This window comes from Streptomyces griseorubiginosus (assembly GCF_001514195.1).
Classification (GTDB): Bacteria; Actinomycetota; Actinomycetes; order Streptomycetales; family Streptomycetaceae; genus Streptomyces; species Streptomyces griseorubiginosus.
Genome location: NZ_KQ948741.1, coordinates 240,779 through 254,259 on the forward strand (window position 1 = coordinate 240,779; position 13,481 = coordinate 254,259).

General features: G+C 71.6%; 11 protein-coding genes. 5 read left to right on the top strand and 6 right to left on the bottom strand.

Annotated elements, in window-relative coordinates; genetic code table 11:
* Positions 1 to 241: 241 nt before the first annotated feature.
* The 3 genes from nth (at position 242) to AQJ54_RS31245 (ending at position 3,654) form a co-directional block, all read left to right on the top strand.
* Positions 242 to 1,261 (top strand): endonuclease III, encoded by a 1,020-nt coding sequence (gene nth / locus AQJ54_RS31235; RefSeq protein ID WP_107121171.1) that lies wholly within the window; start codon positions 242 to 244, stop codon positions 1,259 to 1,261.
* A gap of 490 nt (positions 1,262 to 1,751) precedes the next feature.
* Positions 1,752 to 2,441 carry an NUDIX hydrolase gene (locus AQJ54_RS31240; RefSeq protein WP_062026109.1) on the top strand — a complete coding sequence of 230 codons (690 nt, stop codon included), beginning with the start codon at positions 1,752 to 1,754 and terminating at the stop codon, positions 2,439 to 2,441.
* A gap of 13 nt (positions 2,442 to 2,454) precedes the next feature.
* Positions 2,455 to 3,654, top strand: coding sequence for a MarP family serine protease (locus AQJ54_RS31245; protein ID WP_030324064.1), 1,200 nt, complete (start codon positions 2,455 to 2,457; stop codon positions 3,652 to 3,654).
* Between the two features lie 78 nt (positions 3,655 to 3,732).
* Here the strand turns inward: AQJ54_RS31245 and AQJ54_RS46885 are convergent, their stop codons facing one another.
* The 5 genes from AQJ54_RS46885 to acs form a co-directional block, all read right to left on the bottom strand.
* The gene (locus AQJ54_RS46885; protein ID WP_078852143.1) at positions 3,733 to 3,918 is read right to left on the bottom strand and encodes a hypothetical protein; all 186 of its coding nucleotides are present in this window, start codon (positions 3,916 to 3,918) and stop codon (positions 3,733 to 3,735) included.
* Positions 3,919 to 4,045: 127 nt separating this feature from the next.
* The gene (locus AQJ54_RS31250; RefSeq protein WP_062026015.1) at positions 4,046 to 4,987 is read right to left on the bottom strand and encodes an alpha/beta fold hydrolase; all 942 of its coding nucleotides are present in this window, start codon (positions 4,985 to 4,987) and stop codon (positions 4,046 to 4,048) included.
* Entirely contained in the window at positions 4,984 to 5,490 is a 507-nt protein-coding gene (locus tag AQJ54_RS31255; RefSeq protein ID WP_020134539.1) for a phage holin family protein, read from the bottom strand. Before AQJ54_RS31255 ends, AQJ54_RS31250 begins: the two co-directional genes overlap by 4 nt.
* A gap of 62 nt (positions 5,491 to 5,552) precedes the next feature.
* Positions 5,553 to 6,971 (bottom strand): Na+/H+ antiporter NhaA, encoded by a 1,419-nt coding sequence (nhaA, locus tag AQJ54_RS31260; protein ID WP_062242811.1) that lies wholly within the window; start codon positions 6,969 to 6,971, stop codon positions 5,553 to 5,555.
* A 145-nt stretch (positions 6,972 to 7,116) separates the two neighbouring features.
* A complete protein-coding gene (acs, locus tag AQJ54_RS31265; RefSeq protein ID WP_062243072.1) occupies positions 7,117 to 9,075 on the bottom strand; it encodes an acetate--CoA ligase in 1,959 nt (652 codons plus the stop codon).
* Positions 9,076 to 9,334: 259 nt separating this feature from the next.
* Between acs and AQJ54_RS31270 the strand changes: the two genes are divergently transcribed.
* Positions 9,335 to 9,937, top strand: a complete 603-nt coding sequence (locus AQJ54_RS31270) for an RNA polymerase sigma factor (RefSeq protein ID WP_062242815.1) — start codon at positions 9,335 to 9,337, stop codon at positions 9,935 to 9,937.
* Complete coding sequence (locus AQJ54_RS31275; protein ID WP_062242819.1) at positions 9,934 to 10,539, top strand: hypothetical protein; 606 nt, start codon at positions 9,934 to 9,936, stop codon at positions 10,537 to 10,539. Before AQJ54_RS31270 ends, AQJ54_RS31275 begins: the two co-directional genes overlap by 4 nt.
* A 137-nt stretch (positions 10,540 to 10,676) precedes the next feature.
* On the opposite strand, the gene AQJ54_RS31280 is transcribed toward AQJ54_RS31275, so the two are convergent.
* Positions 10,677 to 13,340, bottom strand: a complete 2,664-nt coding sequence (locus AQJ54_RS31280) for a bifunctional SulP family inorganic anion transporter/carbonic anhydrase (protein ID WP_062242822.1) — start codon at positions 13,338 to 13,340, stop codon at positions 10,677 to 10,679.
* Between the last annotated feature and the right edge of the window lie 141 nt (positions 13,341 to 13,481).

Here is a 13,481-nt window from a genome sequence, read left to right on the forward strand (position 1 = left end):
ATCTGTCACAAGGATGCCGCACACATGTCCTGGGGTAAGCGGCAGGGGTCCAATTGGGGGCCGGTCCCCGGGGTCCGGGGCGGATGTCAGTGCCGGGCCCTAGGCTGGCCGGGTGTCCAAAACGCCGGTGAGAGCACAGGCCGAGGGGGCTGGGCAGGTGGTTGCACGTCGGGATTCCGCTGTGGGCGAACAGGGCGCCGGGGGTGGGAAGAAAACGGCAAAAGCGGCAGGGAAGGCTCCGGTGAACCCGGTGAAGAAGAGCGCTTCGGCGAAGAAGGCGGCTCCGGTCGAGAAGGCTGCCGGGAGCAAGAAGGCCGCTCCGGTCGAGAGGGCCGCTCCGGTCGAGAAGGCTGCTGCGAGCAAGAAGGCCGCTGCGGGTAAGAAGGCTGCTCCGGTCAAGGAGGCGGCCGTGGCCCCCAAGAAGGCGGCTGCCGCGGTGAAGAAGGCGTCGGCTGCCAAGACGGTCGCGCCCAAGCCGCCGCGGAACGAGTCGCACACCGCCCTCGTGCGCCGTGCCCGGCGTATCAACCGCGAGCTCGCCGAGGTGTTCCCGTACGCCCACCCCGAGTTGGACTTCGAGAACCCCTTCCAGCTGATCGTGGCCACCGTGCTGTCCGCGCAGACCACCGACCTGAGGGTCAATCAGACGACTCCCTCGCTCTTCGCGAAGTACCCCACCCCCGAGGACCTGGCCGCGGCGAACCCCGAGGAGGTCGAGGAGATCCTGCGGCCGACCGGGTTCTTCCGGGCCAAGACCAAGTCGGTGATAGGGCTGTCGAAGGCGCTCGTGGAGAACCACGCGGGGGAGGTGCCGGGGCGGCTCGAAGACCTCGTCAAGCTGCCCGGGGTGGGCCGCAAGACCGCCTTCGTGGTGCTGGGCAACGCGTTCGGGCGGCCCGGCATCACCGTGGACACGCACTTCCAGCGGCTGGTCAAGCGGTGGCAGTGGACCGAGGAGAGCGAGCCCGACAAGATCGAGGCCGCCGTTGCCGCGCTCTTCCCGAAGAGCGACTGGACCGACCTCTCGCACCACGTCATCTGGCACGGCCGCCGGATCTGCCACGCCCGTAAGCCCGCGTGCGGCGCCTGCCCCATCGCGCCCCTCTGCCCGGCCTACGGCGAGGGCGAGACGGACCCGGACAAGGCGGCCAAGCTCCTCAAGTACGAGAAGGGCGGCTTCCCGGGCCAGCGCCTGAACCCACCGCAGGCCTACCTGGACGCCGGCGGCAAGGCCGCACCGCCGTTGGGGGCCGCCGGGTGAGGGTGAGCGTGTGGACCGGGTCGTCGGTGGAGCGGAGAGTCGGGTCCGGGTGTGCGCGGGGGGCGGTTCGGTCCGGTCGGCGAGGCTGGGGCCGCGGGGCGCACTCACGGCCTCTGCCGGTGCCGAGGGCTGCTTCCGTCCTGCGGCCCGCGTCGGTGCCGAGCCGCTTGCAGGATTTCCTCCGGCCGTCCCGTCGGGCGGAGTGCGACCGTGTGCCGGGCGGGTGCCTGGGGGCGGCGACTCCGAACCCGACCAGGTCATCGCGGCGGACCGGAGCATCGGCCCCGGCCGAAGCGTTGCGCCGGACCGGAGCGTCGGTCCTGCTCGAAGGGTCGCGCCGGACCGGAGCGTCCGCCCCGCGCCAACCGGCCGCCACGGGTAACCGCCCCCCTGCACGCCCCGGACCCCCGTCACCGCAAACACACGCAGCCCGGACGGAACGATCTAGGGCCCTTCGGGCGTTGAGTGGTGCAGGACGACGGGGGTGGCGATGACACGGGCGAGCCATACGGAGGGCGTGACGCTCAGCAAGGAGGGTCTGCCGGGCTGGCTGGATCCGGTGGTGCACGCCGTGGAGACGGTCGAGCCGCTCCAGCTGAGCCGCTTCCTGCCGCCGAAGAACGGCGCCGGCCGGCAGTCGGCGGTGCTGGTCCTGTTCGGCGAGGGCGAGCGCGGTCCCGAGCTGCTGCTCATGGAGCGGGCGAGTTCCCTCAGGTCGCATGCCGGGCAGCCCTCCTTCCCCGGCGGTGCCCTCGACCCGGAGGACGGCGACCCGAAGGGCGACGGTCCGCTCAGGGCCGCCCTGCGGGAGGCCGAGGAGGAGACCGGCCTCGATCCGCGCGGTGTCCAGCTCTTCGGGGTGCTGCCCAAGCTGTACATCCCGGTCAGCGGCTTCGTGGTGACCCCGGTGCTGGGCTGGTGGCGCGAGCCGAGCCCGGTCGGTGTCGTGGACCCGAACGAGACCGCCCGCGTCTTCACCGTCCCCGTGGCGGATCTCACGGACCCCGACAACCGTGCGACGACCGTGCACCCCAGCGGCTACCGAGGTCCGGCATTCCTGGTCGAATCGGCCCTTGTCTGGGGCTTCACCGCCGGGATCATCGACCGGCTCCTGCACTTCGCGGGGTGGGAGCGCCCCTGGGACCGCGAGAAGCAGGTCCCGCTCGACTGGCGCGCATGACAGGGTGGCGTTCGTGAACGTGCTGGACATCCTGTTGCTGGTCGCCGCCGTGTGGTTCGCGATCGTCGGCTACCGCCAGGGCTTCGTCGTCGGCATCCTGTCGGTGATCGGGTTCCTGGGCGGCGGCCTCGTGGCCGTCTACACGCTGCCCGTCGTGTGGGACGCGGTGACCGACCACGCGGTGGTCGGCACGGTCGCCGCCGTGGTCGGCGTGGTGGTCGTCATCGTCTGCGCCTCCGTCGGCCAGGCCCTGACCACCCATCTGGGCAACAAGCTGCGCCGGTACATCACCTGGTCCCCGGCCCGCGCCCTGGACGCGACCGGCGGCGCCCTGGTCAACGTCCTCGCGATGCTCCTGGTCGCCTGGCTGATCGGGGCCACCCTCGCGCAGACCACCATGCCGACGGTCGGCAAGGAGGTCCGCGGCTCCAAGGTGCTCCTCGGCGTCCAGGAGGCCCTGCCCTCCGACGCCGACACCTGGTTCAAGGACTTCACCTCGGTCCTCGCGCAGAACGGCTTCCCGCAGGTCTTCAGCCCGTTCTCCGACGAGCCGATCAAGGAGGTCCAGCCGCCCGACCCGAAGCTCGCGAACAGTGCGGTCGCCACCCGGGCCCAGCGCTCCATCGTCAAGGTCATGGGCACCGCGCAGAGCTGCGGCAAGGTCCTGGAGGGCACCGGCTTCGTCTTCGGCGACCGCCGCGTGATGACCAACGCGCATGTCGTCGGCGGGGTCGACGAGCCCACCGTCCAGATAGGCGGCGAGGGCAGGAAGTACGACGCCACGGTCGTCCTCTACGACTGGCAGCGCGACATCGCCGTACTGGACGTGCCCGATCTCGACGCGCCCGCCCTGAAGTTCACGTCCGAGGACGCGGCCAGCGGGAACAGCGCGATCGTCGCCGGCTTCCCGGAGAACGGCTCGTACGACGTCCGTCCCGCGCGGGTGCGCGGGCGCATCGACGCCCACGGACCGGACATCTACCACCGCGGCACCGTCAGCCGCGATGTGTACTCCCTCTACGCGACCGTCCGCCAGGGCAACTCCGGCGGCCCGCTGCTCACCCCGGAGGGCAAGGTGTACGGCGTGGTCTTCGCGAAGTCGCTCGACGACCCGGACACCGGGTACGCGCTCACCGCCGACGAGATCCAGCCGGACATCGCCAAGGGGCGCACCGCGAACCAGCAGGTGGACAGCGACAGCTGCGCGCTCTGAGGGGTGTCAGAAGCGGCTGCGGGCCCTGAGGGGTGTCAGAAGCGGCCGCGCGCTGAGGGGTGTCAGAAGAGGGCCGCGTCAGCCTCGGGGGTGACGCAGGCGTACCGAGACCCAGCGGGCCCGGCGGCGCAGGATGCGCGGGATCCCCACCCTCAGGTCCGTTCCGCCCGCGAGTTGCGGGGAACCCCCTTGGTGGTGGGAGCTCAGGGCAGCGCCCGAGCGTCGATTGCGTGCTGCGTCACCGTAGTCGTGCGTCCAGCCCATACCCCGACGTTTGCCCCTGCCCCAAGGTCGATAACCTCCCCCACGCCCCCCAATTGGCCTATGCGCCGGGCAAGTGGCCGTTCGTAGGACAGGTGTTCAGGTCCGGATACCGGGCGCGACGGAACGGTCACCGATCGGGCTCGGGATCCTTCAGCCAATTGATCAGTTCGGTCGAGAAAGCGACCGGATCCTCTTCGTGCGGGAAGTGCCCGAGACCGTCGAACAGCCGCCAGCGGTACGGCGCTTCGACGTACTCCCCGGAGCCCGCCGCGCTCCTGGTCCGCATCACCGGGTCGAGCGAGCCGTGCAGGTGCAGGGTCGGCACCCGGACGGGCCGCTTCATCCGCCGGTTGAACTGGATGCCGTCGGGCCGCGCCATCGACCGCACCATCCACCGGTACGGCTCGATGGAGCAGTGCGCCGTGGAGGGGATGCAGATCGCCTTCCGGTACGTGTCCACCGCCTCGTCGTCCGGCAGGCGCGGCCCGGACCAGTCCCGGATCAGCTCGGCGACCAGCGCGCCGTCGTCCGCGGTGAGCTGCCGCTCCGGGATCCACGGCCGCTGGAACCCCCAGATGTAGGAGCCGGCGCGGGTCTGACGGACGTCGGAGAGCATGGCCGAGCGCCAGCGCCGGGGATGCGGCATCGAGGAGACCGCGAGCCGCCGTACGAGCTTGGGGCGCATCGCGGCCGCCGTCCACGCCAGATAGCCGCCCAGGTCATGGCCGACCAGGGCGGCGTCCGGTTCGCCGAGGGAGCGGATCACGCCGGTGACGTCGAGCGCCAGGTTGGCGGGGTCGTAGCCGCGCGGGGTGCGGTCGCTGCCGCCGACCCCGCGCAGGTCCATGGCCACGGCCCGGAAACCGGCGTCGGCCAGCGCCTCCAGCTGGTGCCGCCAGGTCCACCAGAACTGCGGGAAGCCGTGCAGGAACATCACCAGCGGTCCGTCGCCCATCTCGGCGATGTGGAAGCGCGCGCCGTTGGCGGCCACGTCCCGGTGCGTCCAGGGACCGTCGGGCCGTACGAGGGACGCGGGCTGCTGCGCCGGAGAGGCGGCGGGATCCGTCATGACGACGAGCGTGCCACAGCCTCGATGGCCTTGGTCTCCCGGACTCGCTCCTCCAGGACCTTGTTGTCGTTGCCGGGCCGCGGGTGCGGCTTCGCGTTCTGGAGGACGCCGGCCGTCTCCTTCATCGACGCCGCGACCTTCTGCGGGCCCTTGCCCTTCTGCGCCTTCTTCGCGAAGACCACGCCGATCAGCGCGAGGACGAGTGCGACGAGGACGTTGGCCGCGAAGGACAGCAGGAAGCAGACCGCGAGGTTCCAGTCGCTCCAGGTCCGGATGCCGTACGCCAGCGCGAAGCTCAGCATCGGCAGGGAGAACACCAGCACCGCGCCGGCCACGCTGAACATGCCGCCGCTCACGGCGCCGCGCTTGACGTCCTGCTTCAACTGCGCCTTGGCCAGCGCGATCTCGTCGTGCACCAGCGCGGACATCTCGGTCGTCGCCGAGGCGAACAGTTGGCCGATGCTGCGTTCGGCGCCGACCGGGCTGCCGTCGGGTGCGCTCATCGCGGTCTCCCTCTCCATGGGACTGCTGGGTGTGCCGTGTCTTTTTGTACCGTCCCGTCAGATCATGCCCGACGGTCGTCGTCCTCGCCTGCCCCGCCCGTCACTTCGGCAAGCCGCTCGGCCGTCTTGAGCTCGGCGATCCGGCGGTGTTCGGCGGCCTTGCGCTCGTGGATGGCCGCCATGCGCAGGTGGTAGGCCGGGTCGTCCTGCTCGTAGACGTCCGGGATGCCGTCGAGGTCCTCGTCGCGCTCCTCCGTCTCGTACAGCGCCCGGTACTTGGCGTTGCGCAGCTTCAGCAGCACGGTCGCGAGACCGGCCGCGATCAGCGACGCGACGAGTACGGCGGCCTTGACCTCGTCCGTGGTGGACGCGTCGCCGTCGAAGGCGAGCTCCCCGATGAGCAGCGACACCGTGAACCCGATGCCGGCCAGGGTCGCCACCGCGAACACGTCGGCCCACGCGAGGTCGTCGCTGAGCGAGGCCCGGGTGAAGCGGGCCGTCAGCCAGGTCCCGCCGAAGATGCCGAGCGCCTTGCCGAGGACCAGTCCAAGAAGCACGCCCAGCGTCTCCGGCCGGGTGAACACATCGCCGAGCGCGCCGCCGGAGACGGAGACGCCCGCGCTGAAGAGGGCGAACAGGGGCACGGCCAGGCCGGCCGAGAGCGGTCGTACGAGATGCTCGATCCGCTCGCCGGGGGACTGCTCCTCGTCGTCCCGCCGGGTGCAGCGCAGCATCAGGCCCATCGCGACGCCCGCGACGGTGGCGTGCACCCCGCTGTTGTACATCAGCGCCCAGATCACCAGCGCGAGCGGGACGTAGACGTACCACCCGCGTACGCCCTTGCGCAGCAGCAGCCAGAAGACCGCGAGGCCGAGGGCCGCGCCGCCGAGCGCGGCGAGGTCGATGTCGGCGGTGAAGAAGATCGCGATGATCAGGATCGCGCAGAGGTCGTCGACGACGGCGAGGGTGAGCAGGAAGGCGCGCAGGGCGCTCGGCAGCCAGGTGCCGATGACGGCGAGCACGGCGAGCGCGAAGGCGATGTCGGTGGCCGTGGGCACGGCCCAGCCAGCGAGTGAGCCGCCGCCGGTGAGGTTGGTGAGCGTGTAGACGAGCGCCGGTACGGCCATTCCGCACAGGGCGGCGACCACGGGCAGCGCGGCCGCCCTGGGGTCCTTGAGGTCACCGGCGACGAGTTCGCGCTTGAGTTCGATGCCGGCGACGAAGAAGAAGATCGCGAGCAGGCCGTCGGCCGCCCAGTGTTCGATCGACAGGTGGAGGCCGAGTGCCTCGGGGCCGAGGTGGAAGTGGCTGACGCTCTCGTAGCTGTCGTGCAGTGCGGGGACGTTCGCCCAGATCAGCGCGGTCACCGCGGCGGCGAGCAGCAGGACTCCGCCGACCGTCTCGGTGCGCAGCGCGTTCGCGACGAAGGTCCGCTCGGGGAGGGAGAGCCGGCCGAGGGCCTTGCGGGTGGGCGTGGGCATCGGGGGGACCTCCGGTCGGTGGGCAGGACAGTGCTGCTCGCCGACCAGACTTCCCGGCACACCTTGGGTCACGCTGCTTTGTTTAGGTTACCTAAAAGGGGCGCTCGACGCTTTCGCGCCGGGCGCCCCCTCGGAGCCGTGCGGGTCAGTCCTCGCTGGGCGCGGCCGGCAGCTTGGCCTGGATGAGGTCCATGACCGTGGAGTCCGTCAGCGTGGTGACGTCACCGAGCTGGCGGTTCTCCGCCACGTCCCGCAGCAGCCGGCGCATGATCTTGCCGGAGCGGGTCTTGGGCAGCTCGGCGACCGGCAGGACCCGCTTGGGCTTGGCGATCGGGCCGAGGGTGGCGCCGACGTGGTTGCGCAGCTCGGCGATGAGGTTCTCGTCCTCGGCGTTCGCCGTGCCGCGCAGGATCACGAAGGCGACGATGGCCTGCCCGGTCGTCTCGTCGGCGGCACCGACGACGGCGGCCTCGGCGACCGACGGGTGGGAGACCAGCGCCGACTCCACCTCGGTGGTCGAGATGTTGTGGCCGGACACCAGCATGACGTCGTCCACCCGGCCCAGCAGCCAGATGTCGCCGTCGTCGTCCTTCTTCGCGCCGTCGCCGGCGAAGTACTTGCCCTCGAAGCGCGACCAGTAGGTGTCGAGGAAGCGCTGGTCGTCGCCCCAGATGGTGCGCAGCATGGACGGCCACGGCTCGGTGAGGACGAGGTAGCCGCCCCCGCCGTTCGGGACCTCGTTGGCCTCGTCGTCCACGACGGTCGCGGAGATGCCGGGCAGCGGGGTCTGCGCGGAGCCGGGCTTGGTCGCGGTGACACCGGGCAGCGGGGAGATCATCATCGCGCCGGTCTCGGTCTGCCACCAGGTGTCCACGATCGGGGTGAGGTCGGCGCCGATGTGCTTGCGGTACCAGATCCACGCCTCGGGGTTGATCGGCTCGCCCACCGACCCCAGCACCCGCAGGCTGGACAGGTCGAACTTCGCGGGGATGTCGTCGCCCCACTTCATGAACGTCCGGATGGCGGTCGGGGCGGTGTAGAGGATGGTGACCCCGTACTTCTGGACGATCTCCCAGAAACGGCCCTGGTGCGGGGTGTCGGGGGTGCCCTCGTACATGACCTGGGTGGCGCCGTTGGCGAGCGGGCCGTAGACGATGTACGAGTGCCCGGTGACCCAGCCGACGTCGGCGGTGCACCAGTACACGTCGGTCTCCGGCTTCAGGTCGAAGACGGCGTGGTGGGTGTACGCGGCCTGGGTGAGGTAGCCGCCGGAGGTGTGCAGGATGCCCTTCGGCTTACCCGTCGTACCGGACGTGTACAGGATGAACAGCGGCTGCTCGGCGCCGAACGCCTCAGGCGTGTGCTCGGCGGACTGCCGCTCGACGATCTCGTGCCACCACACGTCCTTGCTGTCGTCCCAGGCGACCTCCTGACCGGTACGGCGCACGACGAGCACGTGCTCGACGTTGCCGGCCTTGCCGACCGCCTCGTCCACGGCGGGCTTGAGCGCGGAGGGCTTGCCACGGCGGTAGCCGCCGTCGCTGGTGATGACCACGCGCGCGTCGGCGTCCTGGATGCGGGTCGCGAGGGCGTCCGCGGAGAAGCCGCCGAAGACCACGGAGTGCGCGGCGCCGATCCGCGCGCACGCGAGCATCGCGACCGCGGTCTCGGGGATCATCGGCATGTAGACGGCGACCCGGTCGCCCTTCTGGACCCCCAGCTCCAGCAGCGCGTTGGCCGCCTTGGAGACCTCGTCCTTGAGCTCGGCGTAGGTGAGCGCGCGGCTGTCGCCCGGCTCGCCCTCGAAGTGGATGGCGACCCGGTCGCCATGGCCCGCCTCGACATGCCGGTCGACGCAGTTGTACGCCACGTTGAGCTCGCCGTCCTGGAACCACTTGGCGAACGGCGGGTTCGACCAGTCCAGCGTCTCGGTCGGCTCCTTGGCCCAGCTCAGTCGGCGGGCCTGCTCGGCCCAGAACCCGAGCCGGTCAGCCTTGGCCTGCTCATACGCCTCCGCCGTGACGTTGGCGTGTGCGGCCAGGTCGGCGGGGGGTGCGAACCTGCGTTCTTCCTTGAGCAGGTTGGCCAGGCTTTCGTTGCTCACGGCATCTGCCTTTCCCAGGGTGTCCGTTGTGTCCCAGGCCACAGCTCATCAGACCGGGGGTGCGATGACAAGGGCCGATCTGCAATTGGTTTAGACCTGTGGGCTCGTCGAGTCCGGCGGCCGGCTCATCCGTACCCACGGACGCCGACCAGGCGGAGTTCAGCATGTGTCCGGCGGAGTTCGGCACGTGTAACGCCTTTCACCCTCCCGCCCAAGTACGGGTGCAGCGCCATCGACGCCTTATGTGAAGGGAGCCCGAGTGGACGGGATACGGGGTGGGCCGCGGGCCGCGGCGCGCGACCCACAGCTCTTCGAGGAGTTCTACCGACGCCATGTGGACGCGATGACGTCCTTCCTGGCCCGGCGTGTCGCGGACCCGCACACCGTGGCCGACCTGACCGCCGAGATCTTCCTCGCGGTCCTGGACTCGGCCCACACCTACCGCGCGTCCCGGGGCAGCGAGCGGGCCTGGCTGTACGGCATCGCCCGCAACGTCGTCTCCTCCGAGCGCCGCCGGGTCGCCCGCGAGACCGACCGCGACCGGCGCATCTCGGGGCGGCGGCTGCTGGAGCCCGACGACATCGCCCGCCTGGAGGACAAGCTCGACGCGGAGAGCCCCGGCCGCCGCGCCCTGGCCGCCCTGGAACGGCTCCCCGCGGGGGAGAGAGCCGTCCTGGAACTCGTCGCGGTCGACGAACTGACGGTCGGCGAGGCCGCGACGGCGCTGGGCATCAGCCGGGTCGCGGCGCGGGTACGGCTGCACAGGGCGCGCAAGTCGCTGCGCGAGGCGGGTGAGTTCGCCGACGGGGCCCGCGGCACATCTCTGTCCTACGTCACCGGCGGAACCGGGGGAGAGGCATGACCACCAGGACGACATTCGAGGACCGGCTGCTGGCGGAACTGCGCCACGAGATCGCCCTGCGGGCGGCCGACCGTACGGCGGCAGCGACACCCACGTCGGTGTGGTGGCGCTGCCGTACGGCCCTCACCGTGCCGAGGCTCGCCGTCGTCGCGGTGGCCTGCGCCGCCGTCGCGGGCGCCTGGGTGCTGACTCCGGGCTCCCCGGCGGAAAGCCCCGCCTACGCGGTGGTGTCGCACTCGGACGGGAGCCTGACGGTCACGATGAACGACTTCGGCCTCGGTGGCACCCTGCCGGACGGCCTGGTCGAACGCCTCAAGGCGTACGGCATCCACGTGGTCGTGGACGAGGTACCGAACGGCTACGAGTGCACCGAGCCCCGGGGCAAGGGGGTCCAGGGCCGCCCCGATTCGAGCGACGGCCCCAGCCAGGTGTTCGACCTGCGGCGCGGGGACTCCCTGGTCGTCGAAAAGCTGGGACAGCGCGCGCCCGACGGGAGTTTCCAGCCGGTCACCGGTTTCGGCTTCGTCCGCGGTGACGTCGCCCCGTGTCGTCCGATCCCGGCCCCGGAGCCCCGCCCGGCGGAGACGTCGGGTCTCCGCTGAGCGGGGGTTGGTGGGCGCTGGGTGGGGAACCGGGGCGGGCGCCGGGCCGGCGCGCTGGGGCGGGCGTCGTTCTGGGGGCGCTGGGGCGAGGCGTTGTTCTGGGGTGCTGCTTATGCCGGGCTGCGCAGACCGTCCGCTTATACCGGGCTGCGCAGACCGTCCGCGTCGGTCACGCGGTCGAACACCCCCTCGCTGGACGCCTCGGTGAGCAGGTAGGCCTGCGCCTCGCCCACGTGGAAGTACATCCCGTGCAGCTCCAGCTCCCCGTCCCGCAGGGCCCGGGCGACCGAGTCGTGCGACCGGAGGTGCTCCAACTGCTGGACCACGTTGGTCAGGCAGAGCTGCTCGACCGCGTCGGCGGACGCCCGCCCGGCCAGCTTCGCCCAGGCGCGGCTGTCGTCGGCCATCCGCTCCAGGCTCGGCAGCCCGTGCCGCAGCCACCGCTTCAGCGGGGTCCGGGCGCCGCCAGGCTCGGAGTCGAGCAGCGCCTGCATGGCCCCGCAGCCGGAGTGTCCGCACACCGTGATGGACCGCACCTTCAGCACGTCCACGGCGTACTCGATCGCGGCCGCCACCGAGTCGTCCCCGCTCTCCTCACCGGGCAGCGGTACGAGGTTGCCCACGTTGCGCACCACGAACAGGTCGCCCGGACCACTGGAGGTGATCATCGAGGTGACCACGCGTGAGTCGGCGCAGGTCAGGAAGAGCTGGGCCGGCTGCTGGCCCTCGCGCGCCAACCGGGCCAGCTCGCCCCGCACGATCGGCGCGGTGTTGCGCTGGAACGCGCTGATGCCACGAGCCAGTTCATGCCCGCTCGACCCTGCGGGGGCGAGGGGACCGCGGGAGCCGGCCGGTCCATGTGAGCTGCCCGGTTCACTCGGCCCACTTGAGCCGCTCGGTCCACCTGACCCAGCTGATCCGCTCGGTCCACCTGATCCAGCTGATCCGCTCGGTCCGGCTGGTCTCCCCGACCCGGCTGGTCCGTCTGGTCGACCTGCTTGATCCGGGCCGCCCTTCTCGCCGGACGCACCCGACGCACCCAACGCGCTCCTTGCAACCGACGTGCCCGCCGAGCCCGACGCCCCCGACGTCTCGGTGTCCGAGACAGGCCCCCGCGTCGGCGTCAAAGTCAGCGCAGGGTTGGGCAGCTCGCACTGGTGGTTGCGCCAGGCCGTCCAGGGGCGGCAGCGGCAGTCGGCGGCACCGGAGGGCTCGGCGATGCTCGTGCCCGGACTGCGCCCGGTCAGCTCGACCGAGCCGCCCTGCGCGGTGTGCGTCTTCTGCCAGTCCTGGAGCGACTCGTACGCGGCGTGGTCCATGAACGACCCGTCCAACTCCACCACCGCGTCCGCACCTTGGGGCACCAGATGCAGGGCACGGCTGAGCCGCGGCACCGCGAGGAAGGTCAACTGGCCTCGTACGTGGACGTGATGGACGCCGTCTCTCTCGTGGTGCGTGATGCGGGTGCGGGTGAGGCGGTGCAGCGAGACGCCGACGGCCACGGCGATCCCGAGGGTGACGCCCTCCAGGACGCCGAAGACGACCACGCCGAGGGTGGTGACGGCGTAGACCAGCACTTCGCGGTGGCGGGTCACCGTACGGATGTGGTGCAGGGACACCATCTGGATGCCGACGGCCATCACCAGGGCGGCGAGCGAGGCGAGCGGGATGAACTCCAGGACGGGGACCATCAGCAGGGCGGCGATCACTACGAGAACGCCGTGCAGCATCGTGGAGTTCCGGCTGACGGCACCGGCCTGGACGTTCGCCGAACTGCGCACCGCCACACCGGCGACCGGCAGTCCGCCGAGGGCGCCGGAGACGATGTTGGCGGCGCCCTGCCCGAGCAGTTCGCGGTCCAGGTCGGAGCGGCCGACCCGGGCTCCCCGGCCGGAGCCGGGGCCGCCGGCGAGCAGGTCGGGGCGGCCGGCCGCCAGCTTGTCCACGGCGACCGCGCCGAGCAGGGACTGCACGCTGCACACGAGCGTGGTCGTGAGCACGGCGGCCACGAGGCCGAGGGCGGGGCCCTCGGGCAGCCCGGCCAGTGCGTGACTGCTCCAGGACGGCAGGTCGACCTTGGGCAGGACGAGCCCGGTGAGGGAGGCGGTGGTGGTGGCCCCGGCGACGGCGACGAGCGCGGCCGGGATCCGGCGCAGCAGCAGGCCGGCCCGGCCGGGGATGCGCGGCCAGAGGAAGAGCAGCGCCAGGGTCAGCGCGCTCACCGACACGGCGGCGGGCTGGACCCGCGCCAACTGGGCGGGCAGGGCGCGGAGGTTGTCGAGGACGGAGCTCTGCGGGGTGCCGCCGAGGACGATGTGCAGCTGGGCGACGGCGATGGTGATGCCGATGCCGGCGAGCATGCCGTGCACGATCGCGGGGCTGACGGCGAGCGCGGTGCGGGCCACGCGCAGGCAGCCCAGGCCGAGTTGGACGACTCCGGCCAGCACGGTGATGGCGCAGGTCGTCCGCCAGCCGTAGCGGTGGATCAGGTCGGCGGTGACCACGGTGAGTCCGGCTGCGGGGCCGCTGACCTGGAGCGGGCAGCCGCCGAGCCGGCCGGCCACGATCCCGCCGACGGCGGCGGCCACGAGGCCGGCCTGGAGGGGTGCGCCGGTGGCGAGGGCGATGCCGAGGGACAGGGGCAGGGCGATCAGGAAGACCGCGATCGAGGCCGACACGTCGGCGCTCGCGATGCGGAAGCGGCGCGGCGGTGTCGGTGGCGGGCTGTGGGGTGGGTGGAGGTGACTCGCGCGGTGCGGGTCGCTCGGGTCGGTGGCTCGGGTGGGTACGCAGGCTGACATGTTTTCCCGTCTCCTCCGGGGCAGCGCGGTCGCGGAACAGGTGGTCCCCCGTCGATGGCGGGGGGCGGGTCGCGGCCGTGGGTCACGGCGTGCAGCGGCGGGATGAATCAACGCTCGGTAAATGGATCGTAATGCAGAGTA